The organism is Kosakonia oryzendophytica (genome assembly GCF_900094925.1).
GTDB classification, from domain to species: Bacteria; Pseudomonadota; Gammaproteobacteria; order Enterobacterales; family Enterobacteriaceae; genus Kosakonia; species Kosakonia oryzendophytica.
On the sequence record NZ_FMAY01000002.1, the window covers coordinates 109,032 to 133,993 of the forward strand.

Below are 24,962 nucleotides of genomic sequence, written 5' to 3' on the forward strand. Positions count from 1 at the left end.
GCGCGTTACACCCCGCAAATGGTACTGATAATGCGCATTAAAAAACCCCGCAATACCGTGCGACGCTAATCATACCCTTTCAGTATGTGTCGTTCCTGAGCATGGAATGGTGCTTCATTGAGGATGTCTGTAGTTATGAAAAACATGAAAGTCAGCCTGGCCTGGCAGATTTTGCTGGCCCTGGTGCTGGGGATTCTTCTGGGTAGTTATCTGCATTACCAAAGCGACAGCCGTGAATGGCTGATTGCCAATCTCCTGTCTCCGGCAGGCGATATCTTTATCCATTTGATCAAAATGATTGTGGTGCCGATTGTTATCTCCACGCTTGTTGTCGGGATTGCCGGTGTCGGTGATGCGAAACAGCTCGGGCGTATCGGCGCGAAAACCATCATCTATTTCGAAGTGATCACTACGGTTGCTATTGTTCTTGGCATCACGCTGGCGAATGTGTTCCAGCCGGGTGCGGGTATCGATATGTCGCAGCTGGCGACGGTGGATATTTCGAAATACCAAAGCACCACCGCGGAAGTGCAAAGTCACGCCCACGGCCTGATGGGGACGATCTTATCGTTGGTGCCGACCAATATCATCGCGTCAATGGCAAAAGGCGATATGCTGCCGGTTATCTTCTTCTCGGTACTGTTTGGTCTGGGGCTCTCTTCTCTGCCAGCATCGCACCGTGAACCGTTGGTGACGGTGTTCCGCTCAATCTCTGAAACCATGTTCAAAGTGACCCACATGGTCATGCGCTACGCGCCGGTAGGTGTGTTTGCGTTGATCTCAGTGACGGTGGCGAATTTCGGTTTTGCCTCGCTGTGGCCGCTGGCGAAGCTGGTGATCCTCGTCTATTTCGCCATTCTGTTCTTTGCCTTGGTGGTGTTGGGCATTGTGGCGAGAATCTGCGGGCTGAGCATTTGGATTCTGATTCGTATCCTCAAAGAAGAGCTGATTCTGGCGTACTCCACTGCCAGTTCGGAAAGCGTGCTGCCGCGCATTATCGAGAAAATGGAAGCCTATGGCGCACCGGCATCAATCACCAGCTTTGTGGTGCCGACCGGTTACTCCTTCAACCTCGATGGTTCCACGCTGTATCAGAGTATTGCCGCGATCTTTATTGCCCAGTTGTACGGCATTGATCTGTCGCTCGGGCAGGAGATTATTCTTGTACTGACATTAATGGTGACCTCAAAAGGCATTGCTGGCGTACCGGGTGTCTCGTTCGTGGTGTTGCTGGCAACGCTGGGCAGCGTCGGTATTCCGCTGGAAGGCCTGGCGTTCATCGCCGGTGTTGACCGTATCCTCGATATGGGCCGTACCGCGCTGAATGTGGTGGGCAACGCGCTGGCGGTACTGGTGATTGCGAAGTGGGAACACAAATTTGACCGCAAAAAAGCGCTGGCGTATGAGCGCGAAGTGCTGGGTAAATTCGACAAAACCGCCGATCAGTAAGCTTACTGAACCCCTTTTGGTGCATCCGCACGAAAAGGGGTTTTCTGTTATTCCGTTACGCCTCTCATTTCTTCTCTTCCGTATACCTAACTGATTGACACCGCTTATCTTAATGCCATGCTGGTTCGATATATTCACCAGAAGGATTAACGCTGAAATGACCACGCGTAAACCCGATGAGGAAAACAGCGATGCGGCGTATCGTCGCGTCCGGCTGGAAGATATCGCCACGCGTTGTGGCACCTCGCTGAGCACTGTTTCCCGCGCGTTATCCGGGGAAAAGGGCGTGAGCCAGGCGCTCCGTACCCGCATTCAGGACGTGGCCCGTGCGATGCGTTACGCGCCGGCACAAGAGATGGGGGGCACGCGCATCGTCCTGGCGGTGTCACAGGTGGCGATGCTTGATTACAGTCGCTATCAGTTCAGTTGGTATGTTCTGCAAGGGTTAAAAGAGCGAGCGAAAGTGATCGGCGTGGAACTGACGACACACGCGCTGAGTGGGGAAGATGACGATGCGATGCAAGCGCTGCTAAACGAACCCGACATTGGCGGTGTGCTGGCGTTGACCGTCGATGATCCGGTTTTTCTCAATGCGATGGCTAACCTGAAAAAACCAGCGGTACTGGTCAATAGCGAAGATCCCCTGATGCGCCTGTCCAGCGTTTTGCCCTGTAACCGTTCGGCGACCCGCATGGCCTGCGACTACCTGATCGCCCGTGGTCACCGCCATATCCTGTTTCTGACGCATCCCGGGCGGCGCACTATTGAACAGCGAGAAGAGGGCTGGCGCGAAGCGATGCGCTGTGCGCAATTATCCTGCGAAAGTGTGGATATTTTGAGCGTCACTGACTGGTTGCCGGAACTCGCTGAACAGGCGGTGATGGCGTGGTTTGCTCAGCATTCACACCCGCATACCGCCATCTTGTGCGCCAATGATTCGTTGGCGCTGGGGGCAATAGCGGGGCTGGACAAATTGGGTATTCGCGTGCCGGAGGATATCTCTGTGGTCGGAATGAACGATCTGCCGCAAGCGGAATTTGCCTCACCGGCACTCACCACCGTGCACCTGCCAGTACAGGAAATGGGAACGCTGGCGCTTGAGCTGTTGCAGGACATGATTGCGGGAACCCTTGAGATCCCGCGCCGTATTGAGCTGGCTTGTTCAATGGTGGAGCGTCAGTCGGTTTCGGTCGCACCATAAATCACCCGGCAGGCGTACCTGCCGGGCGGTACATCAGTCAAACTTCGCACGTTCCATTTTTGGTACTAACAACAAATACATCACACCCCATGCCACCAGGTAAGCGACCGAACTGATGGCGAACAGTGCCCAGTAGTTTCCGGATGCCTCAAGCACTGCGCCAATCACCGTAGAGAAGATAACGCTGCCGATCATGCCGAAGGTGCTACCAATGCCGACCACGGAACCGACCGCCGCATTGGGGAACAAATCTGAAACAGAGGTCAGTATATTGGCCGACCAGCCCTGGTGTGCGGCGGCGGCTAATCCGACGATAGCGACGGCTGCCCACAGGCTTTCAACCTGCGTTGCGGCAAAGATTGGGATCACCAGGCAGGCACAAATCAGCATGGTGGTTTTACGCGCTTTGGCGGCGCTGAAGCCGATACTCATCAGCTTACCGGGCAACCACCCGGCGCCGAGGCTACCGACAATGGCGAACAGATAGATAACAATCAGCGGCAGACCCAGACCTTCCATTTGGATGCCGCGCGACTCGTTGAGCCATTTCGGCAGCCAGAACAGGAAAAACCACCAGATTGGGTCCGTCAGCATTTTGCCCAGCGCGAACGCCCAGAGCTGCCGGTATTTGAGTAAGTGCGTCCACTTAATGGCCGACACGTTCACAACTTCTTCTTTGTCCTGCCGGATCCAAGCCAACTCTTCGGCATCGGCTTTGTCGCTGGCTTTGCCAAAAGCAAGGAACCACGGGATCAACCAGAGAAACCCAACGCCGCCGAGGATAAGAAATGCGCCATGCCAGCCATAGTGCAGTGCAATAAAAGGAATGAGCGCTGGCGAAATCACCACGCCGATATTCACCGCTACGCCAAGAATGCCGGTGGCGAGTGTGCGCTCCTTTTTCGGGTGCCAGTCAGAGATGACTTTCATTGCCGCCGGAAAGTTAGCCGACTCCCCCAAACCGAGGATCACCCGCACCACCATAAATCCCACCACGGTACCCACCACAGCATGCAGCATGGCCGCAGCGCTCCAGACCACCATCGCAATGGCATAGCTGATACGTGTGCCCAGCTTGTCGATAATACGCCCGCAAACCAGCGTACCGACGCCATAGGCAATGGTGAAGGCATTGACCAGCCAGCTGTATTCGATTTGCGTCCAGCCAATGTCTTTTTGCAGCATGGGGGCCAGCAAGCCCAAAATTTGCCGATCCATATAGTTGACGGTGGTGGCAAACACCAGCATGGAACAAACCAGCCAGCGGTAATTGCGCTTTGGCTTCGCGACCGCGCGTGCCGGGTTATGGATAGCATTCGGGTTAACGTCTTGTTGCGGTTTGCCAGCTACGCTGGCCTGCTTATCAATCTGTGTTTCCATAGGATCTCTCCAGACCCGGACAGCCTCTGGCCAGGTCATTAAGCGACAGGGGACTACAGAGGAAGTTCGCGGCTTTCGCCTGCAACGGTCCAGGTTTTGGGATCCAGCACCCGGCCTTGCGCCTGTACTCTGCCGTCGGCGTGGAAGAACACCTCTCCGTATTGCGGATCGCGCACCAGCAGCACGCCATCCGCCTGTTCTTCTACCGCCAGACCGGCAACGTCGCGCTCAAAGGCGTCCAGCGACGTGATGTGTGGGTCGTCATTCAGTCGAATTAACCAGCAGGTTTCGCGCCCTGTCAGGCGGACCTCGCAATGGCGCGTTGGCCCATGTGTGACGATCCCGAACGGCACATTGCCGCTGAGTTGCACCATGCCTTCGCCACCGCGCAACAGAATGCGATCGCCAGCGATACGTACCTCGCTGAATGCGCTTTGCGCAAGCCAGGCATGCGTGAAGTCGGGTTGCCCCGGATGGGTGCGAAAGGAGACCACCGCCAGCCCGCGATACTGCTGTACGCGCGGCAGGGTACCGCAGCCTCCCCAGTAAGAGGGGCGGCCAAAGCCACCGTGTAGCGTTTCGCCAGGATGGTTAATCCACAACTGTGCTTCCGGAATATCACCAATGCGCATATGCACCGGCGTCTCCTGGTAACCCCACTCTCCCCAGCGATACCCGGCAATGGAGCCCATGGCGACGTGGCGGGTTTTGTAGTGATAGAGCCGGGCAATGCGGTTAGCACCCTGAGCAAAATGCCACTCCAGTGCGTTATCGCCTTGCCAGACCGCGACCTCGGCTAACGCGGCTGGTAAGGTAATTTTTTGCTGGCGCATCAGTAGCGCGAGCTGGGGTAACGCATGGAAACGGCAGCCGTAGTTCCCTTTTCCCCACAGCAAACGGGCGATGGCGGAAAGCTCCAGCGAGCGTCCGGCGCGTAAAGTGTATTCGTATGAACGCCCCTGAGAGGCGGTAAGGATTCCCTGGTGGGCAGAACGGGCTATTTGTTCCAGCAGACGGGCAATAGCCCGCTGGCTACGCGTAGCAATCTCTGGGTCTTCGGCCAGCGCCGCCAGTGCGCTCAGACCTTTTAAATCAATGGGGAAGTAGGGCGCGGAGTTCCATTCCGCCATTTCGCACTGCTCAAAATGATCGAGCCATGCCAGCACGCGCGTGCGCCCGACATCGGCCTGATCGCGACCGGTACGTCCGGAGCGGACAAAGGTCGCTTGCGGGAAGTAACTGCCCGCGAGGTAAGCGGCGGTATGGAACAGCAGCGCATGGTTTTCCGAGAAGTACCACTGCACATCATTACCGGGTTCATCCATCCAGTAGCGAAAGTTGAGGATGGCATGATCGATTTTAGTACGCGTCGCTTCGGCAATCTGCTCACCCCAGACAATGCGGCACCATAGCAGCGGCACTAGCGTGAAGTCGGCGCAATCGTGGCATGCTTCCACCGAGGGCAGTACCCCTTCCAGCATGGCGTGTGTTTGTGTGTCGTTCAGGTTACAGGCCAGCCGTGCCAGGGCTTTTACACTGCTGTATTCCCCCTGTGTCGCGACATAGTGCAGCGCTTCATCAATACGCGCATCGAGTGTTGCCGGAACCTGGCGCTGTTGCTGCGCGTGGCAAATCTCGACACCCAGTGTGCGGGTAATGCGAAAGTCATCCTTTTCTAAGGTAATGATAAAATTACGGAAATCCGCCGGGAGGGACTCGCTCGGGGCAATGTCGACTACCTTCTCACCTTTTTCCAGCGTTAGCGCAATGTCGACAGGTTGATCAAGGGAGATAAAATCGCCGACGATGCGCACATGGAGCTGCAATGTTTCCGGCGCGACGGTGGGGAAGCATAAGCGAATGATGCCAGCCGTATAGGTGGAGTGCTCGAACGACATACCCTCCAGCAAGTGTTCCATTTGCAGGGCAAGGGTGTCGACAACCGGCGTGGCCAGCGCCACGTGTAATGGCGCGCCGTGCAGGAAATCTAACTGAAAGAAGAAGCGGATATCGCGCTCCGCCAGGTCATCAAACCAGACGGCAATGTCGTTGAGCCCGGCCTGTAACGGCACAGTAAATTCAAACTGACTTTCCAGGTTGCGTTGATAGTCGGCTTTCCATGCGACCTCTTCACCGTTAACCGTGACAATGGCCGCACCACAGGTAGTCAGACGAAAGGTATAGTCGCCGTCCTGTTCGGCAACCAGGTGGGTTGCTGCCTGCGCACCGACACGGGTTGGACGAAACCAGAAACCGGAGAGATCGACGCGATCTGAACCGAAGGGAAACCACCATTTCGTCATCCGTACATCGCCAAAGGGTACGGGCTTTATCCCGGCAAACTGTTGACGGAATTCCGTACGACATGGATATGTATGAGGAATGAAATTTTTATGCTTGCTTAAAAAGAAGAACGGGTCCATTTCTCCCTGCATTGGCGCGTCAGCGACGTCGTAACACTGCGAAGAAATTGCTGATAATTGCCAGTAGCGAATAGCATTATTATTCGGTAAAGGGAAATAACAATAATGTCTGTGTTGAAGCATGGTCATTATTTACTCCAGATAGCAGAGGTGTTTTTTTATTTATTTTCTGACAGGCGGATGCCTTCGCTTAAACATAAAATAGCCAGCGCCTGACCATAACCTGTCGGTTGTAGCGGTATATCTTTATAAAATTGCAAAGTGCGGCCCATACGTGTGCCGTAGGACACATTGTTTACCGTGCCGTGGCTATCGATATTCTGTTGTACGGATGCCAGCGCCTTTAATCCGGCGTCTTTCCAGCGTGCATCGCCAATGCCCAGCCGGGCACCTTTTAAGAGGCCATAACCGAATCCGGCGGTGGCCGAAATTTCTTCATAGCTGTCCGGATGATCCAGCAGGGTATGCCACGCACCGCTCTCTGCTTGCAGCGCAAGCAGCGCATTGACCTGCGCTTTCAGACACTCCAACAAGTAGTCGCGCACGCCACCGCTGATGTCAGTCAGTTCGATAAACTCCAGGATGCCAACGGTGATCCACGCATTGCCTCGGGCCCAGCGGGCACGGGCAAAATTGCTTTTTTCGGCGAAACTCCAGCCGTGGAACCATAATCCTGTTTGCGGATCGTTAAGGTAGCGGGCGTGCAGCAGGAACTGGCGAACGGCTTCATCAACCAGGTCCTGACGTCCAGAAACGGTGCCGTAATGACCCAGAAACAACACCACCATAAACAGGGTATCGTCCCAGATTTCCTTCTCGTTGATACCGTCTGACACCACGTGCTGGAAACCCTGTTCCGGTGTACGCGGCAGTTCGTTCATCACACGGTCGGCCCAGGCATCCAACACGCGTTGGTATTCCGGGTTTTGATTGTGCGACCAGAATAACGACAGCGGCAACATGGGGGCAGTGGTATTAATATTTAATGAAGGGAGCCCTTTTTCAATATTTTCCTGAAACCAGCGATCAATGATATTATAGATGTCGTCCTGTCGGGTAAATTCCCACAGTCTTACCAGACCAAATAAGCCGACCCCCTGAGGCCACTCCCAACTGGAAAAGGAAATATAGTCGCCGCGTGTTCCATCAAGATTTGGTTCATTGAATTTACCTTCATCTTTCAGGGTGGTAAATCCTCGTAGTAATAACGCTAACTGATTCTCAAGAGAAGCTGATTTCATTTTATTTCCTGTCATTAAAAAACACGTCATGACCTGATTAAATCACTTTGATTTTTTAATGCGCAATACGAAAATTTTTTGCGTTTTTATTCTGTGAGCTAATCGATCCTTGTTTTTTATGCGGCCAGACAGGAAAGTATGTGAAAACAATGTGTTATTGAAATAATGTTTCAATTTTCAAGTGAGGACGCAAAAAGTTTGCGTTGCAGGTGGTAAGGACATGAGCGTGCATAAAAAAAGCGCAGTGGGTTTTACCCTCTGCGCGGCCAGGTGACCCTTTTTAACGTACTCCTCTCACCCCTTTGTGAATAATCGCCAGAAATGCCACACCCACGGGCACCAGCGAGCCCCAGAGTACAGCGTTCCAGCCAAACGCATTCAGCAGTGCGCCGGAGGAAAAGGAGCCGACGATCATCACGCCGAAAACAATAAAATCATTCAGCGATTGCACCCGGTTTTTCTCTTCGGGGCGGTGGAAGTCGATGATTTTTGCCGATGCGCCGGTGAAGCCGAAGTTCCAGCCCAACCCCAGCAGAATAAGCGAAACCCAGTAGTGCACCACCCCGGTTCCCGACAGGCCCGCCGCCACCGACAGGGCGGTGATCAGCAACCCCGCAGCGCCAACCTGATTCGCGCCGAAGCGGTTAATCAGCTTACCGGTAAAGAACCCCGGGCCGTACATGGCGATCACATGCCACTGCAAACCGAGATTGGAGGCCTGTAGCGAAATGCCGTGCATATGCATCGACAGAGGGGCGGCGGTCATGAGGAAATTCATCACCATATATGAAATCGCGCCGCCGAAGACAGTGCGCGCAAAACCCGGCTGGCGGACAATGTCAGACAGTGGCCGCCCACCGCTGGTGGCTTCCGGCGAGGGGGGCGGTGATGTGACGCCCATCAGCACCAGGGCGGAGAGGGCTGCCACTGCCGCCTGGGCGAGAAAGGTGACGGCAAAGGTATGAGCAGGCCAAAGATCCAGCGTGGCGGTGACCAGCATTGGCCCGAGCACGCCTGCCGCTACGCCACCTCCCATCACCAGTGACAACGCTCTGGCGCGTCGCTCTTTCCCCACGCCATCTGTGGCCGCGAAACGGAACGACAAGGCCACGGCGGCGTAAGCACCCCCCATAAACGCCGCCAGACAAAAGAGCGTAAATGTGCCCAGCACGACCGCCAGCGCAGCTGTCAACCCGGTCAGCACTCCCAGCGCCGTACCTGTCATAAATGCAGCCCGCCTGCCGTGGCGGCGGGCAAGTGCGCCAAACGGCAGAATGCACGCCGCCATACCCAGCACAAAGACCGTAACCGGCAGTGTGGCCAGTGTGCTGCTCGGGGCAATGGTGTTGCCGACAATTGCCCCGGTGGCGTAAAAGACCACTGAATTCGCCCCGGCCAGCGCCTGCGCCGTTGCCAGACGTATGATGTTCTTATTCTGCTGACTTACCGGCAGCTCTGTTTCTGCTAATTTCAAGGCGATACTCCGGAGGATCCTGTCCACGACATTACACGAGCGAAGGCGTCGCTGCACTCACATCCCGGATGACACTGTTGCTCGCGGCGACAATCATTGAAGAGGGAAGTATCAACCCATCTGGCGTGCCCGTTCCCCTGCCTGGCATCATAATTTCACACGTCGAAAAAGAAAGGCGTCATTCCTCTTTATATGTCATCGCGATCCAGAATAATTAATTCGCTTCGTATCTGTACTGAAATAAATAAAAAGCGGAGTGAATTAATCACTCCGCTTTAATTAGATGATTACGTTCGGTTATTAACCCAGAGCGCTTTCACGCAGGCGGGTTTTTAACTTATTGTATTCATCAATCACATACTGCTCAGCGGCGCGCTGATCGGCGATCGGCTCCACACGCACGGCGCAGTATTTGTACTCAGGCGTTTTGGTAATCGGGCTGAGGTTTTCCGTCACCAGCTCGTTACAGGCCCCAATCCACCACTGATAGGTCATGTACACAGCACCCTTGTTCGGACGCTCACTGACCTGCGCACGGGTGATGATCCGCCCTTTGCGCGAGTTCACCCACACCAGCGCTTCATCTTCAATGCCTAACCTTGCGGCATCGGCAGTGTTGATTTGCGCATAGCCCGGTTCATCCGCCAGCGCGGCCAGCGCGGCACAGTTACCGGTCATGGAGCGGCAGGAGTAGTGGCCTACTTCACGTACGGTAGACAGCACCATCGGATACTCTTCCGTCAGTTTATCCTTCGGCGCAACCCAGTCGCAGGTGAAGAACTTCGCCAGCCCGTTCGGGGTATCGAACTTCTCTTTAAACAGATAAGACGTACCCTGATCGGCATCCGATGTATCGCGACACGGCCACTGAATGTAGCCCAGCTCACCCATTTTTTCGTAGGTAGCGCCGTAGAAGTCCGGGCACAGATGACGCAATTCGTCCCAGATTTCCTGCGTGTTGTTGTAATGCATCGGGTAACCCATACGGGTAGCGATCTCACTGATGATTTGCCAGTCCGTTTTCAGATCCCACTTCGGTTCGACCGCTTTAAAGAAGCGCTGGAAGCCGCGATCCGCTGCGGTGTAGACACCTTCATGCTCGCCCCACGACGTGGACGGCAGAATGACGTCCGCCGCTGAGGCGGTTTTGGTCATGAAAATGTCCTGCACAATCACCAGTTCGAGCCCTTCAAACGCCTTGCGCACGGCTGACAGTTCGGCATCCGTTTGCAGAGGATCTTCGCCCATAATGTAAGCAGCGCGGACTTCGCCATGTTCCACGCGATGCGGCAACTCGCTGATGCGATAACCGGTATGCGCAGGCAGACTCTCCACACCCCAGGCTTTAGCGAATTTCTCGCGGTGCGCATCCTCTTTCACATACTGATAGCCAGGGAACGTATCCGGCAGCGCACCCATGTCACAGGCACCCTGAACGTTATTCTGACCACGCACCGGGTTAACCCCAACGTGGGCTTTCCCCAGATTCCCCGTCAACATGGCGAGGCTGGTCAGTGAACGCACGGTTTCAACGCCCTGATAGAACTGAGTGACGCCCATCCCCCACAGAATCGCCGCCGTTTTCGCGCCAGCGTACATGCGGGCGGCCTGGCGGATCTCCTGCGCGCTCACACCGGTAATATCCTCAACGGATTCCGGGGTGTAGCCTTCGACAATCTTCCGGTACTCTTCAAACCCCTCTGTACGGTTGGCGACGAACGCCTGGTCGTACAGGTTTTCTTCGATAATCACATGCCCCATTGCGTTAAGCAGGGCGATATTCGACCCGTTTTTCAATGCGACGTGCATATCGGCAATGCGCGCGGTTTCAATTTTACGCGGATCGCAGACGATGATTTTCGCCCCATTCTGTTTCGCCCGAATAATATGATTGGCGACGATGGGGTGAGAATCCGCCGGGTTGTAACCAAAGATAAACACTAAGTCCGTGTTATCTATTTCATTAATGGCATTACTCATCGCGCCATTACCGACCGATTGGTGCAGACCTGCAACCGAGGGGCCGTGTCAGACACGAGCGCAGCAGTCGACGTTATTGGTTCCAATAACGGCGCGCGCGAATTTTTGCATTATGTAGTTGGTTTCATTACCCGTACCGCGGGAAGAGCCGGTAGTCTGGATGGCATCCGGACCGTACTTCTCTTTGATCGCTTTTAAGCGCCCGGCGACATAATCGAGGGCCTCATCCCAGGATACAGACTCCAGTTTGCCGCCACGCTGGCGGCGGATCATCGGGGTTTTCAGACGAGGCGTCAGGATTTGGGTATCGTTAATGAAATCCCAACCGTAATAGCCCTTCAGACAGAGGGCGCCCTGATTGGTCTTCCCCTGTGCTGCCTCCGCCCGAACGATTTTGCCGTTATCGACCACCAGATGGATTTTGCATCCCGAGGCGCAATACGGGCAAACCGTGACGACTTTTTTCATCACTTTCGCTCCAGTTAACATTGTCGCCCCCCACTATGCATCTTCTATGCCATAGCGTTATTGGGGGTATTGCCTGATATTACGGTGGATTTTTGGTCAAAATACTGACGAAACGCAGCTCATCGTCAAAAGTGACGTGTCGAAAGGCGAGGGGATGTGACCGTGATTAAAAAAACGGCATTTATTCACTGCATTTATCTCTGGCTACCAACAGAATGGATCACACTTAGCCCAACGAAGCCTGCGGACGCAACTGATGAAACCTGCGATTTTGGTGGTGGATGATGATACGGCGGTGTGCGCACTGCTGGAGGATGTGCTTAACGAGCATGTCTTTACGGTCTATGTCTGTCATAACGGGCTGGATGCGCTGGCGCTGGTTGGCGAAAAATCGGATATCGCGCTGGTACTGCTGGATATGGTGCTGCCGGATCTCAACGGGTTGCGCGTATTGCAGCAGTTGCAAAAACAGCGGCCCGACCTGCCGGTTGTGATGCTTACCGGTTTAGGCAGCGAGTCGGATGTCGTGGTCGGGCTGGAGATGGGCGCAGACGATTACATTGGCAAGCCGTTTAATGCACGCGTACTGGTCGCGAGGGTTAAAGCAGTGTTGCGCCGCACTGGCGTACTGGCCGCCGAAACGCCTGCGGCGAAATCCGCCGGTTTCCTTTTTAATGGCTGGCATCTCGATCCTGAACGCTGCGAACTGTTGAACCCGCAGCAGCAGCGGGTTGCCCTGACGCAGGGCGAATACAGTTTGTTGCTGGCGCTGGTGCAGAACGCGCGCCGTGTGTTGAGCCGCGAACAGCTGTTGACATTAACCCACAGCGAAAGCGTGGAGGTCTTTGACCGTACCATCGACGTACTGATTATGCGGCTGCGACGCAAAATCGAAGCGAATCCTCACCAACCCGGTTTTATCAAAACCTTGCGCGGCCTGGGCTACGTGTTTGCGGCGGATGTTTCCCATAACCATCAGGCAGCGTAGCTCCTTCATTCGCGCCTGGCGTTATGCCGAAAGATCCATCTCCTGTTGCAACGCCTCCAGCGTTTTTGCGCCATCAATCGCGTTGGCGCACAGCAGACTGGCGCGGGCGCAGGCGTGCGCCAGACGGACGCTGGCCTGCAACGGCCATGCTTCATGGCAGCCATATAAAAACCCGGCGCAGAACGCATCTCCAGCGCCAACGCTGCCGATAATTTCCGCCTGACTTAACATGCGCGAAGGGATCCACTCGCCAGCCTGTCCGGCAGCCTCGCCCCACGCGCCTTCCGGGCAGTGGATCACCACCCGTTGTTTCACCCCTGCTGCCAGCAGTTTTGCCGCCGCGCAGGAAATATTATCGATATGCGGCCCGTCGTCTGCGGTACGCATCTCCAGACCGCTGAATTCTCCGGCTTCCAGTTCGTTAATCACCAGGTAATCGAGATGCTTCAGGCACGGCAGCACCAGTGGCTGGTAGCGAGGATCGCCCTTGCGGGATACCAAATCCAGCGACGTTTCGTAACCCTGTTCACGCATTTGCGCCAGCAGCCGCGCGCTGCGAGTGCCAAATGTCTCGTCCGGCATATCCAGGCTGTCGAGCAGCAGTAAATAGCCGAGATGGAAGATTTTCATGCTGCTATCAAGGCGCTCGAAAGCAGGCAGATCCAACAGGCGATTAGCCCCTGGTGAATGGAAAAAGGTGCGCTGCCCGGTGGGATCGGTCATCACTTGTGACATGGAGGTCGGCGCGGCGTGGGTGCGTTGCACGTGCTGACGGTTGACATGGTACTGCTCAAGCATCGCCATAATATAGTCGCCGTCGCTGTCTTCACCCACCAGCCCCACCGCCTGCAATGGCATGCCGGTGTGCATTTTCGCCAGGGTCAGTAGTACATTAAGTGGTGCGCCGCCGGTCGACCGCTCGCTGTGGGTGATCTCCGCCAACCAGCCGCGCTCTGGCCATTGCACAATTTGGTGAACATGATCGACGAGCATATTGCCCGCTGCGATAACCCCTTTACGGTCCATCAGATTTGCCCCGCGCTGCCAAAGATACGCATCTGCCCGGCAACGGTATCGGTTATCGCTTCTTCGATACCCAGCAGCAGTTGCGCAAACTCGTCGTACAGCGGCTGGCGGTTCGCCATCTGCCGCTCAATGGCGCCCAGTGCCGCCTGCGACATACCAGTGTAAAAATTGATTTTGTGGATGCCGAGCGAAATGGCGCGCCGGAAATCCGCATCGCTGATGCCGGACCCCCCATGCAGCACCAGCGGCAGTCCGGTCTGTTGGCGAATCGCATCCAGGCGTTCAAAATCGAGTTTCGGCTCACCTTTGTATTTGCCGTGGGCGTTGCCGATAGCCACAGCCAGCGTATCGATACCGGTGCGATCCACAAAGTCCCGTGCCAGTTGAGGATCGGTAAAGTACGCTTCATCGGCGTGACCATAGAGCGCGCCGCCTTCATCACCGCCTACCGCGCCCAGCTCTGCCTCGACCGAAACGCCGACGGCGTGGCACATTTTCACCACTTCCCGGGTCTGACGAATATTCTCTTCATACTCCAGCGTGGAGCCATCGAACATCACTGAGCTAAAACCGAGACGCAAAGCGCGCACGACCGACTCAAAATGCAGACCATGATCGAGGTTCAGCACCACCGGAATGTCATGGTGAGCGGCTTCAAACTTCACGGCCTCAACCAGCGAATCCAGCGAGATATATTTAAAATGCACTTCGGCAATATTGATAATAAATGGCGAGCGCTCTTGCTTTGCTGCGGCGAACAGGGCGCGCAGGAAGTGGGAGTCGAGCACGTTGAACGCACCTAAGGCGTAGTGATGCTTGCGGGCGTGCGCCAGCCCGTCGGCAAGAGAAATCATCGGCATAATGGCCTCCTTCTACACCGGATAGTTAGCTCAGAAACAGGTGGTATTCGTTGCACAGCACCAGCTGTGCCGGTTCGTCTTCCAGCACGTGATTGAAACGATCAAACTGTTGCAGAAAGCGGTTGTCATGTTCGTCATCATTCACTGACGACACTTCGCCAACCAGCACATCGCCGAAGCCCGGTTCGCCCCAGAAGCTGTGATACAGCCCTGGTGCCAGTGTGATGCTTTCCCCTGGTGAGAGGCGCAACTGGCTGCCTGCTGCGTGAGTCTGAATGCAGCCATCAATGACCACGGTAACGTCACGCATGTCTGTTTGTTCGTGCGCGTCGGCGTTCCACAGTTCAATAATTAAATTACCGCCGCCGCGATTAATGATGTCTTCACGTTTACGCCAGTGAAAATGCATCGGCGTGACCTGCGCGTCGCGCACATGCATGATCTTTTCCGCATAGCACTTTTCATACGGTGTGCCGTTGGGCGAACCGTTGCGCAGGGTAAACAGTGTGAGACCCTGAGCGGCGAAGTTTGATCCACCAAAGGCGGTGACGTCCCACCCCAGTTTCAGATCGAAGACTTCGCGCCAGGCTTCCCGGTCTAGTTGTTGCCATTTGGTCGGTGGAAAACTGGCGAACGGCGGCAGGTGCACATCATGCATCGAGAAAAACTGCCGCGTATGACCGAGAATTTCATTAATCGCAGAGCGTTTCATGGTATCCCCTGGGTTGGCGTTCCCTCTCCCTTGCAGGAGAGGGAGATGTACCTTATTTAACCGTCCAGCCTTTGTAGCTGCCGACATTCTGTTTATCGATCAGGGTCACTGGGATCAGTACCGGTTCTTTGGGTGCGGGTTTGCCCTGCAAGATGTCATAACCAATTTCCACCGCGCGGGCCGCCATCACTTGCGGATCCTGCGCCGGGGTGGCGACAAACAGTGAATTTTTACGTTTCAGCGCCTCTTCACCGTCCGGGCTGCCATCGACGCCGACAATAAAGAACTCGTTACGCTGCGCCTGTTTCGCGGCCAGATCTGCGCCGATCGCCGTCGGATCGTTAATCGCGAAGACGCCATCGATTTTCGGGTTCGCAGCCAACAGTGAGGTCATCACCTCCAGCCCGCCTTCGCGGCTGCCTTTGGCGTTTTGGTTATCAGACAGCACCTTAATATCCGGGTGGCGTTTAAACTCGGTCTGGCAACCTTCGACACGGTTCTGTACTGCGGAAACCGGCGGTCCGTTGATGATCACCACATTGCCTTTGCCTTTCAGGCGGTCGGTAATGTATTTACAGGCGATTTCGCCCGCCTGGGTGTTATCGGAGGTGATGGTCGCGTCAGCGCCTTCTGCGGCAACGTCTACCGCCACCACCACAATACCGGCATCTTTGGCGCGTTTTACCGCCGGGCCAATGCCTTTGGAATCGGCGGCATTGAGAATGATCATGTCGACTTTTGCGGCAATAAAGTTATCAATCTGTCCCACCTGCTGGCCCAGATCGTAACCGCTGGAGACCAGCGTAACTTTGACTTTATCGCCCGCCAGTTTGCGTGCTTCCAGCTCCGCGCCTTTGGTGATCTGCACGAAGAACGGGTTCGCCAGATCGCCCACCGTGACGCCGATGGATTTCAAATCTTTGGCCTGCGCAAAAGGTGCACTGGCCAGCAGAGCGCCAGCGCAGAGCGCAGTGACAAGAGGTTTAAGACGCATGCTGTAATCCTCGCTTCTGTTTTGTAGGGTTTCGTTATGCTGCCTGATGATGCCGGGTACGGTATTTGTCGATCAGCACCGCAATGATGATCACCGCCCCTTTGATCACCAATTGCCAGAAGTAGGAGACGCCCATCAGCGTCATCCCGTTATTTAGCGTGGCGATAATCAGCGCCCCCACCAGCGTACCGGTGATGGTGCCAATGCCGCCGACAAAACTGGTGCCGCCGAGGATCACCGCCGCGATCGCATCCAGTTCATAGCCCATACCAAGGTTGCCGTTGGCACTGTACAGGCGCGAGGCGCTCATCACGCCGCCCAGCCCCGATAACAGGCCGCTCATGCCATACACGAACAGCAGCACCAGCCACACTTTAATGCCGGTCAGCCGTGCGGCCTGCATATTGCCGCCGACTGCATAGATATGAACCCCGAGCGTAGTGCGGCGCAGAATAAACCAGCACAGCACCACCACCGCCAGCGCGATCACCACCAGCCACGGCACCGGGCCGAGGTAGTCGTTGCCCACCCACTCAAAACTGATATCGGAGTTGATAACCGTAGTGCCATCGGCCAGTAAATACGCCGCCCCACGCAGCGCCGTATAGGTGCCGAGCGTGACGATAAACGGCGGTAGCCCGGCAAACGCAACCAGCGCGCCGTTAAACATGCCGAGTAACAGACCGAGCATCAGCGCCGCCGGGACCGATAGCATGGCGAATTGCGGGATCAGTGACACCACCATTGCCGCTACCGCCGTGGTGCCGAGAATCGAGCCGACCGACAGATCGATCCCACCAGTGAGGATGATGAAGGTCATCCCGGCCGCCAGAACAATATTGATCGACGCCTGACGGGTGATGTTCAGTAGGTTGCTTTCGGTGAAGAAGTTCGGTGCGATAAAACCGAAAACGGCAACGATCAGTATCAAAATTGGCAGGATACCGACCGTTTGCATCAGATCGCCCATTAGCATCTTTTTAGCGGAGGCTGATTTCGCCACCGGCATAGCGGTATTGTTTTTGGAGTCAGTCATGAGGCACCGCCTGGTGATGAGAGTCGTTAACGCCAGTGGCCAGCGTCATAATGTTTTCCTGGGTGATGTTGTCGTTATGCAACTCGCCCACAATACTGCCTTCGCGCATGACGTAGACGCGGTCGCTCATGCCGACCACCTCCGGCAGTTCGCTGGAGATCATCAGAATGGCCACGCCCTGGCGCGCCATCTGGTTCATGATGCGGTAGATCTCGCTTTTCGCGCCGACATCGACGCCACGGGTGGGCTCGTCAAGGATCAGAATGCGCGGACCTATTGCGACCCAGCGGGAGATCAGCAATTTTTGCTGATTGCCGCCGGACAATCCGCCTGCCCGAACCTGCGCATGCGGGACACGAATGTTGAGCAATTTGATGGCGTCATCGGAGATAGTCTGCGCTTTTTTACGGTTAAGCATGCCCCAGGCCGCGTCGCGTTCCAGCGTTGCCATGGTGATGTTCTCCTGAGCAGCCAGTTCAAGGAACAAGCCCTGTTCTTTGCGGTTCTCCGTCAGGAAACCAATACCTAAATCAATCGCCGCGCGCGGGGAGTGGATCACTACCGGTTCACCGTCGATTTCGATCATGCCGCCGGTGGCTTTACGTACGCCAAAGATCAGTTGCGCCAGCTCTGAACGCCCGGCACCCACCAGCCCGGCCAGCGCGACAATTTCCCCGGCGCGAACGCACAAACTGACGGGCTGAATTTTTTCACCGTCGGTCAGGTGGTGAATGTTCAGCCGCGGGTTACCGAGTGGAATATCGCGCTCTTTATTAAACAGGTCGCTTAACGGACGCCCGACCATCATGCGTACCAGTTCGGAGGCATTCAGTTTGTCGCGCGTCAGGCTGCCAACATACTGCCCGTCGCGCAGCACGCTGACGCGATCGGAAAGTTCATACACTTCCGCCATGCGATGGCTGATGTAGATAATGGCCATTCCTTCGTCACGCAGGCGCAAAATGAGTTCAAACAGGCGGTGCGTTTCGCGGGAGGAGAGGGCGGCGGTGGGTTCATCCATTACCAGAATGCGGCTGTTGCGGTGCAGTGCGCGGGCGATTTCCACTTGCTGTTGTTCGGCGATGGTCAGTTTCATCACCCGGTCGGTGGCCTTAAAGTGGGCACCGAGACGGTCAATGACCGCCTGTGCCTGGGCTACCATCTCTTTGCGTTGTACCAGCCCGCCGCGCGCCAGTTCGCTGCCCAGGAAGATGTTTTCCGCCACGGTCAGATTAGGAGCGAGCTGCATCTCCTGGTAAATCAGGGTAATGCCCGCTGCCAGTGCATCTTTCGGCCCTTTGATGACGTAGGGCTGTCCGTCGATCAAGATCTCGCCGCTGGTGGCGCTGTAAGCGCCGGCAAGGATTTTCATCAGCGTGCTTTTTCCTGCGCCGTTCTCGCCCATCAGCGCGTGGATCTCACCGGGCCAGACGGTCAAATCCACCCCTTTGAGCGCAAAGAATTTGCCGAATGCTTTGGCAATATTGCGCATCTCCAGCACGGGCATGTTGCTCATGTCTTGGCTCCTGAGAAGAACGATATCCGCACTTCATCACACGTTAGTAAATGCAAAATGTCAGAAGCTGTTCATATTTGTCATAGTGACGTTAAGAAACTGTTTTAACTCTCTCCTGGAGCTGTTATGCCGTATCGCGCGAATTCGTTTTTCGTCAGCACACGTGGGCGACTGCTGTTCTTCAACTTGCTGGTCGTGGCGGTAACGTTAATGGTCTGCGGCGTGGCGGTGCTGGGTTTTCGCCATGCCAGCCAGATCCAGGAGCAGGTGCAGCAGCAGACGCTGGACGATATGACCAGCAGCATGAATCTGGCGCGGGATACCGCCAGCGTTGCCACGGCAGCGGTGCGGTTGTCGCAGGTGGTTGGCGCGCTGGAATACAAAGGTGAAGCGGAACGGCTGGAGGCAACCCAACACGCGCTCCAGTATTCGCTAAGCCAACTGGCGAATGCGCCGTTGGCACATCAGGAGCCACAATTGGTGGCGCAAATCACCCGGCGCAGCCATGAGTTGCAACAGAGCGTCACCGAGATGCTGCAACGCGGGCAGCGCCGCCATCTGGAGCGTAATGCGCTGCTCAGCTCGCTCTACCAGAACCAGAGTTATTTGCGCCACCTGCAAGAGGTGAATGCCCGTGATGGCGGCAATGTTCCTGATAAGCAACTGCTGGAGGAGATGGATCGGCTCATTATCGCTGCGATTCAGACCCCCTCACCACGTCCCACCGTCCGGCAACTCACTGATATCATGGGGCAGTTACCGCAGCGTATCGATAGTTCCGCGGTAGGATTTATTTTGCCGGATTTCAGCGCCGAACTGCGCAAGCTGGGGCCGCTGTCGCTCCAGCTTGAAGAGAGTGATTTGGCGATCAACTGGTCGATGTTTCATATCAAAGCGCTGGTGGCGCTGCTGAACAGTGATATCAACCGCTATGTTGCCGCCGTGGCGCAGGCCTCGGATCTGCGCACCGCTCAGCGTCATCAGGAGATGCGCTCCATCATCTTCTTTATCAGTGGATTTGCGCTGCTGGCGCTGGTGATCACCGGGTTTGCCGGGTGGTATATCTACCGTAATCTTGGTTCCAATCTGACGGCGATTTCTCGCGCTATGTCGCGGCTGGCGCATGGCGAACAGGATGTGTCGGTGCCTGCGCTGCAACGCCGTGATGAACTGGGTGAGCTGGCGCGCGCTTTCAACGTTTTTGCGCGTAATACCGCCTCGCTGGAGCACACGTCGAAGCTGCTAAAAGAGAAAAGTACGCAACTGGAAACCACCTTTCACGCCATGCGCGATGGGTTTGCGTTGTTTGATAACCAGGGCTGCCTGGTGGTGTGGAATCCGCAATATCCACTGTTGCTCGGCTTAACGGCGCAGGCATTACAGCGCGGTCAGCATTATCAAATGCTGCTGCGGCAGGTGAGCGATTTCCCTGCGCACGTGCAGGAGAATCTTGCCCGCCCGCTGCCGAAAGCGCAGGAGTTGCGGCTGGCAGACAACCGCACTATCGAACTGCGTTTCAGCCCGGTGCCGGGGCGCGGGATGGTTAACGTGGTGCTGGATCGCACGGAACGTAAGGGGCTGGAGGAAGCGCTGTTGCACAGCCAGAAAATGAAAGCAGTGGGGCAGCTTACCGGCGGTCTGGCGCATGATTTCAACAACTTGCTGGCGGTGATTATCGGCAGCCTCGAACTGGTGGATCCCGCTTCACCGGATGCCCCGCGCATTTCCCGCGCCTTGAAAGCTGCTGAGCGAGGGGCGTTGCTCACGCAGCGGCTACTCGCATTTTCCCGCAAACAGTCGCTGCATCCCCATGCGGTGGATATGCAACCTCTGTTAGAGAACCTTGGCGAGCTGATGCGCCACTCGCTCCCTACCACGTTGGCGCTGGACATTGAAGCGCAGCACCCGGCGTGGCCCGCCTGGATAGATGTCGGGCAACTGGAGAATGCGATCATCAATCTGGTGATGAATGCCCGCGATGCGATGGAAGGCCAAAGCGGAGTCATCAAGATCCGGACCTGGAACCAGCGCGTAACCCGCCGTGACGGACGCAAACAGGATATGGTAGCGCTGGAAGTGATCGATCATGGCTGCGGGATGTCGCAGGAGGTTAAAGCACAGGTGTTTGAGCCCTTTTTTACCACCAAACAGACCGGCGGTGGGAGCGGACTGGGGTTGTCGATGGTTTACGGCTTTGTGCGTCAGTCTGGCGGTCGGGTTGAAATTGAGAGTGCGCCAGGGCAGGGCACGACGGTGCGTTTGCAACTCCCGCGTGCGACGGTGCAGGCACGCAGTCATGCAGAAGCTGACCAGGCGCAGGTGCGCGACACCAGCGACACGCTGATCCTGGTACTGGAAGATGAAGCCGATGTGCGCCAGACGCTCTGTGAACAGCTCCATGAACTGGGCTATCTGACGCTGGAGGCGGAAAACGGTGAACAGGCGTTGCAACTGCTGGAAGCCTCGCAAGAGATTGGCATAGTGATAAGCGATCTGATGCTGCCCGGACGTTTAAGCGGGGCCGACGTGATTAGCGCCGCGCGCCAGCACTACCCGCATTTACCGTTGCTGCTGATTAGCGGCCAGGATCTGCGTCCGGCGCATAACCCCGCACTGCCGGATGTTGAACTGTTGCGTAAACCTTTTACTCGTATCCAGCTCGCGCAGGCGCTGCGGCGAATTGCGGCATAAAACGGTGTTTAAATAGGGGACCCTGTTGCTGGCGAAGAAAAAAGAGCAGAATGAATTTAAGTATCTTATTTCCGGTGATGGTCTTCACATACCCGGAAATAACACTATTGTTCTTCATGTTAATGCCCGATAAATTATTTACATCAGGATTGTTACTCTCTTAAGGCTAAACCTGAAATCCGCACACTCCGTTTCGACGGTTTTTGGATTTCAGGTTTTTTTTTGTTTTTATTCATCATGAATAAACATGGGTAATATCGAAGTATAGTTGTAAATAATATAGGGAAGATAAAATGAAAAAATGGCTGTGTTGTAGTGTGCTTATTATTACCTCCTTTTCACTCAGCGCCCGCGACGTCACACTAACGATACTGCATACCGGTGATACGCACGGCCGGGGGATGAGCAAAGAGGGAATTGGGTACGGAAAAATAAGTGGTTATGTAAAGGAACGGCGTAATACAACAGATAACGTGCTGTTTCTGGACGTCGGTGATGCGGTTAGCGGCGTACCGGTTACGGATTTATCGCTCGGCGAGACAAATATTACCGCCATGAACATGATGGGCTATGATGCCTTTACGCCAGGTAATGCCGATTTTATTTTTGGCGGGCAGGCGTTGCTGACACTAAATAAAAAAGCCCGTTTCCCTTTTATCTCTGCGAATATTTTGTATCAAGGCAAGCCTGCATTTCCCCCTTTTATTATTAAAAATATTGATGGGATGAATGTGGGGATTATTGGTGTTTCTCCATTGAATGCCATGATGGCGACAACAGACAATAAACTGTCCGGTTTTTCGGTCACCGATCCTGTTACGGCGGTGAAAGAGACGGTTGCTGCAATCAAAAATAAAACCGATGTGATTATTGTGCTGGCGCATTTGGGCAAGGTTGACCCGGATGTGAATATCGACAAATTGATTGCCGCTGTACCGGATATTGATGTCGTTGTAGACGGTCACGACCATATTGAGGTGAGAAACGGTGTACAAGTGGGTCATACCATCATGGTCAATGCCGGGCAGTATGGCGACTTTCTGGGCGAGTTGACGTTAACCTTCAGGAATCACCATCGGGTGAGCTGGCATGAACGCCTGCTGGATAAAACGGCGCTTGCCGGTGTGACCGCCGATCGGGATGTTGAAACGTTTATCCACCAGCAACAGGCCCGGAACGCAGAAACGTTAAGCCGTATCGTGATGACATTGCCCTTTACACTGGATGGAAAACGCGAGCATGTACGTTCAGAGCAAACCAATTTTGGCGCGTTGCTGGCCGACGCGGAACGGGAATACGCCCGCGCGGATATCGCATTTACCGTGGGCGCTTTTCTGCGCGACAGCCTCAGTGCCGGGCCGGTGTCTTACGGGCAGTTGTTGAAGGCGCTGCCTTTTACGCTCCCGCTGGTTACCCGGGAGATGAGTGGGAAACAGATTAAGGATTTTATCGAACATAACTATACGGAAAAGCAGCTGATTTCCGGTGCTTATATTCACGTGAGTGGCATGACCTTTGCGGTGGATTTCAGCCGGCCGGTGGGTGACAGGATGATCGACATTCGCATCAATGGCGCGCCGCTGGAGGTCAATCAAACCTACCGGGTCGCTTGTAACGAGCAGGTAAGCGATTACGGTATCCGCGAGATTGCCATCCGCGATCGGTATGAGGTGACGATGGCTTCTCTGCTGCGCGAATACGTGAATAAGCATACCAATCTGCCGACGCCGCAACCGCGCGTGCGTCTTATTCCGTAACGCCGGGGATTTGAGATTTCTCCGCTACTCGCCCGCTATGGCGTAAATTAACGTACAGCCAGTCACCTTTTGAGACTGGCTTTATGAAACGTTACGCGACAGCGCTGTTCGTCGGCGCACTCTCTCTCAGTGGTCAGATGGCCCATGCCGATATTATCGACGATGCCATTGGCAATATTCAGCGCGCGATCGGTGATGCGTATAACACCGATGGCAGTCGGGATGACGATCAACGCTATCAGGACGATAGCCTGCGTCGTGACGAACGCAGCCGGCGCTATGAAGATCGCCGCCGGCAACTGGAAGACCGACGCCAGCGGCTCGACGACCGCCAGCGCCAGCTCGATGAGGAGCGACGCCAGCTTGATGATGAACAGCGCAGGCTGGAAGACGATTACGACCGCTAACGGCGCTAGGCCGGAACGCGTACGCGAAGCCCAAGGCGCGCCGGAACTATATCTTCCAGCAGGGCGACCAGCTGCGGATCCATAAAGTGGTAATGATCGGGAATATCCAGCACATGCACCGGTTTATGCTGCATCAACCGGCCAAAGTCGGCCATGATCCGGCTCTTGTGCTGTTCTTCCATTACACAAATAACGTCTGCCCAGGAAAGAATGGCGGGCGACACTGTTTTTCTTGCCTGGCGTTGAGTCCCGGCGGAGCGGGCATTGAGCCCGGGATAGCGACGAAAAACCTGCTCAGCCGTCGGGCTGCGCCATTGGTTTCGGCTACAAATAAAAAGCACATTCATGGCAAGTTATTACTCATTAATGCCGCGTAGTGCGAATTACTACCTGATCACACGCGGGTATTGAAGACCCCGTTGCGTTGCGCGCAACAACTTTTCGGTGCGAGTCTGTACGCTTTATCCCTCAAACTACCTCTTTACAGGCTGCGTTTGCTTCTCCCGGCTCCATCGGGAAATACCGGGACGAATATATCCATATTGTGCGGTCTAATCCAGCACAATCCGCATGCCATCATACCCTGCTTCGAACCCCGTCGGCAGCGGGTTTTTCATCATCCATTGATCAAAGACATGACTGATATGGGTTAGGATCACTCGCGGACAGCGAATCACCGCATTCAGGGCGATAATTGTGGTCAAATCACTGTGATTTTTTGGCGTTTCCGGGCGGGGTTCATAACTACAATCTATGATAACCACCTGCGGATGATTATTGAGCAAGAACTTCAGCGTCTTGTCGGGCAGACCCGCCGTATCTGACAGCCAGGCCACCCGGCTGTGCGCGGTTTCAAGCAGATACCCGAACGTTATTTTCGAGTGATTCAGCGGCAAAGGCGTGACCTGCAACCCTTGCAGATCAAAGACCACAAACGGCTCAACGGTATGGCTGAAATCCAGCAAACCGGGGTGTTTAAAGAGATCGTCGCAGCCTTGCTCATCTGGTGGGCCGTAGACCGGGATTTTATCGCCCACGCCCCAGCGTAGCGGAAACAAGCCCTGCACATGATCCATATGGTAGTGGGTCAACAAAAATTGTTGAAACGCGCCTGCCGGAATGTGCTCCATCAGGTCTGGGATACCCGCATCCAGTAGTGTTACCGTGTCGTTAAACTGAACGACGGCGCTACAGGGCTTGCGGCGATGCGCCGCGTTCTGCCGCGCGCGATGGCAGGCGGCGCAGTGGCAACCAAATACCGGCACTAACTGCGCGCCGCCCGTGCCAGTGAGGGTGATTGTTAAGCTCATACGACCCCTTACAACGGTTGGGTTCACGTAATCGGCGCAGACGCACTGC

At 55.3% G+C, this 24,962-nt stretch carries 19 protein-coding genes; 6 read left to right on the forward strand and 13 right to left on the reverse strand.

What is annotated here, in order from left to right:
- Window positions 1-135: 135 nt before the first annotated feature.
- Window positions 136-1,449 carry a glutamate/aspartate:proton symporter GltP gene (gene gltP / locus GA0061071_RS03675; RefSeq protein WP_061498683.1) on the forward strand — a complete coding sequence of 438 codons (1,314 nt, stop codon included), beginning with the start codon at window positions 136-138 and terminating at the stop codon, window positions 1,447-1,449.
- Window positions 1,450-1,606: 157 nt separating this feature from the next.
- The gene (locus tag GA0061071_RS03680; protein WP_061498680.1) at window positions 1,607-2,650 is read left to right on the forward strand and encodes a LacI family DNA-binding transcriptional regulator; all 1,044 of its coding nucleotides are present in this window, start codon (window positions 1,607-1,609) and stop codon (window positions 2,648-2,650) included.
- Between the two features lie 33 nt (window positions 2,651-2,683).
- Here the strand turns inward: GA0061071_RS03680 and GA0061071_RS03685 are convergent, their stop codons facing one another.
- The 5 genes from GA0061071_RS03685 to fdhF all read right to left on the reverse strand — a co-directional run bounded on the left by GA0061071_RS03685 (window position 2,684) and on the right by fdhF (window position 11,616).
- Window positions 2,684-4,030 carry an MFS transporter gene (locus tag GA0061071_RS03685; RefSeq protein ID WP_082794189.1) on the reverse strand — a complete coding sequence of 449 codons (1,347 nt, stop codon included), beginning with the start codon at window positions 4,028-4,030 and terminating at the stop codon, window positions 2,684-2,686.
- A gap of 53 nt (window positions 4,031-4,083) precedes the next feature.
- Window positions 4,084-6,582, reverse strand: coding sequence for a hypothetical protein (locus GA0061071_RS03690; RefSeq protein WP_420843375.1), 2,499 nt, complete (start codon window positions 6,580-6,582; stop codon window positions 4,084-4,086).
- A 29-nt stretch (window positions 6,583-6,611) separates the two neighbouring features.
- Window positions 6,612-7,694 carry a beta-galactosidase BglB gene (gene bglB, locus GA0061071_RS03695; RefSeq protein ID WP_061498678.1) on the reverse strand — a complete coding sequence of 361 codons (1,083 nt, stop codon included), beginning with the start codon at window positions 7,692-7,694 and terminating at the stop codon, window positions 6,612-6,614.
- Between the two features lie 280 nt (window positions 7,695-7,974).
- The gene (locus GA0061071_RS03700; RefSeq protein WP_170933833.1) at window positions 7,975-9,168 is read right to left on the reverse strand and encodes an MFS transporter; all 1,194 of its coding nucleotides are present in this window, start codon (window positions 9,166-9,168) and stop codon (window positions 7,975-7,977) included.
- A gap of 300 nt (window positions 9,169-9,468) precedes the next feature.
- Complete coding sequence (fdhF, locus tag GA0061071_RS03705) at window positions 9,469-11,616, reverse strand: formate dehydrogenase subunit alpha (RefSeq protein WP_082794188.1); 2,148 nt, start codon at window positions 11,614-11,616, stop codon at window positions 9,469-9,471.
- 256 nt (window positions 11,617-11,872) lie between these two features.
- On the opposite strand from fdhF, the gene GA0061071_RS03710 reads away from it, so the two are divergent.
- Complete coding sequence (locus GA0061071_RS03710) at window positions 11,873-12,604, forward strand: response regulator (protein ID WP_061498661.1); 732 nt, start codon at window positions 11,873-11,875, stop codon at window positions 12,602-12,604.
- A gap of 21 nt (window positions 12,605-12,625) precedes the next feature.
- Here GA0061071_RS03710 and GA0061071_RS03715 read toward each other — a convergent pair whose 3' ends face one another.
- From GA0061071_RS03715 to GA0061071_RS03740, 6 genes are read right to left on the reverse strand one after another with little or no spacing between them, the layout of a single operon-like run.
- A complete protein-coding gene (locus GA0061071_RS03715) occupies window positions 12,626-13,633 on the reverse strand; it encodes a carbohydrate kinase family protein (RefSeq protein WP_088237243.1) in 1,008 nt (335 codons plus the stop codon).
- A complete protein-coding gene (locus tag GA0061071_RS03720) occupies window positions 13,630-14,490 on the reverse strand; it encodes a ketose 1,6-bisphosphate aldolase (RefSeq protein ID WP_061498655.1) in 861 nt (286 codons plus the stop codon). The genes GA0061071_RS03715 and GA0061071_RS03720 overlap by 4 nt, the downstream gene beginning before the upstream one ends.
- Before the next feature lie 25 nt (window positions 14,491-14,515).
- Window positions 14,516-15,202: a D-lyxose/D-mannose isomerase gene (locus GA0061071_RS03725; RefSeq protein WP_061498652.1), complete on the reverse strand. Its 687-nt coding sequence runs from the start codon at window positions 15,200-15,202 to the stop codon at window positions 14,516-14,518.
- Window positions 15,203-15,254: 52 nt separating this feature from the next.
- Window positions 15,255-16,196 (reverse strand): ABC transporter substrate-binding protein, encoded by a 942-nt coding sequence (locus GA0061071_RS03730; RefSeq protein ID WP_061498649.1) that lies wholly within the window; start codon window positions 16,194-16,196, stop codon window positions 15,255-15,257.
- Between the two features lie 34 nt (window positions 16,197-16,230).
- Window positions 16,231-17,232: an ABC transporter permease subunit gene (locus GA0061071_RS03735; protein ID WP_061498646.1), complete on the reverse strand. Its 1,002-nt coding sequence runs from the start codon at window positions 17,230-17,232 to the stop codon at window positions 16,231-16,233.
- Window positions 17,225-18,748 (reverse strand): sugar ABC transporter ATP-binding protein, encoded by a 1,524-nt coding sequence (locus GA0061071_RS03740; RefSeq protein WP_061498640.1) that lies wholly within the window; start codon window positions 18,746-18,748, stop codon window positions 17,225-17,227. The genes GA0061071_RS03735 and GA0061071_RS03740 overlap by 8 nt, the downstream gene beginning before the upstream one ends.
- A gap of 126 nt (window positions 18,749-18,874) precedes the next feature.
- Here GA0061071_RS03740 and GA0061071_RS03745 point away from each other — a divergent pair, with 126 nt between their 5' ends.
- The 3 genes from GA0061071_RS03745 to yjdP all read left to right on the forward strand — a co-directional run bounded on the left by GA0061071_RS03745 (window position 18,875) and on the right by yjdP (window position 23,603).
- Window positions 18,875-21,439, forward strand: a complete 2,565-nt coding sequence (locus tag GA0061071_RS03745) for an ATP-binding protein (RefSeq protein ID WP_088237244.1) — start codon at window positions 18,875-18,877, stop codon at window positions 21,437-21,439.
- Window positions 21,440-21,732: 293 nt separating this feature from the next.
- The gene (locus GA0061071_RS03750; protein ID WP_088237245.1) at window positions 21,733-23,196 is read left to right on the forward strand and encodes a bifunctional metallophosphatase/5'-nucleotidase; all 1,464 of its coding nucleotides are present in this window, start codon (window positions 21,733-21,735) and stop codon (window positions 23,194-23,196) included.
- Between the two features lie 83 nt (window positions 23,197-23,279).
- Complete coding sequence (yjdP, locus tag GA0061071_RS03755) at window positions 23,280-23,603, forward strand: DDRRRQL repeat protein YjdP (RefSeq protein WP_061498632.1); 324 nt, start codon at window positions 23,280-23,282, stop codon at window positions 23,601-23,603.
- 5 nt (window positions 23,604-23,608) lie between these two features.
- On the opposite strand, the gene GA0061071_RS03760 is transcribed toward yjdP, so the two are convergent.
- Window positions 23,609-23,950 carry a low molecular weight protein tyrosine phosphatase family protein gene (locus GA0061071_RS03760; protein ID WP_061498629.1) on the reverse strand — a complete coding sequence of 114 codons (342 nt, stop codon included), beginning with the start codon at window positions 23,948-23,950 and terminating at the stop codon, window positions 23,609-23,611.
- A 204-nt stretch (window positions 23,951-24,154) separates the two neighbouring features.
- The gene (gene phnP, locus GA0061071_RS03765) at window positions 24,155-24,913 is read right to left on the reverse strand and encodes a phosphonate metabolism protein PhnP (protein ID WP_088237426.1); all 759 of its coding nucleotides are present in this window, start codon (window positions 24,911-24,913) and stop codon (window positions 24,155-24,157) included.
- Window positions 24,914-24,962: the final 49 nt, after the last annotated feature.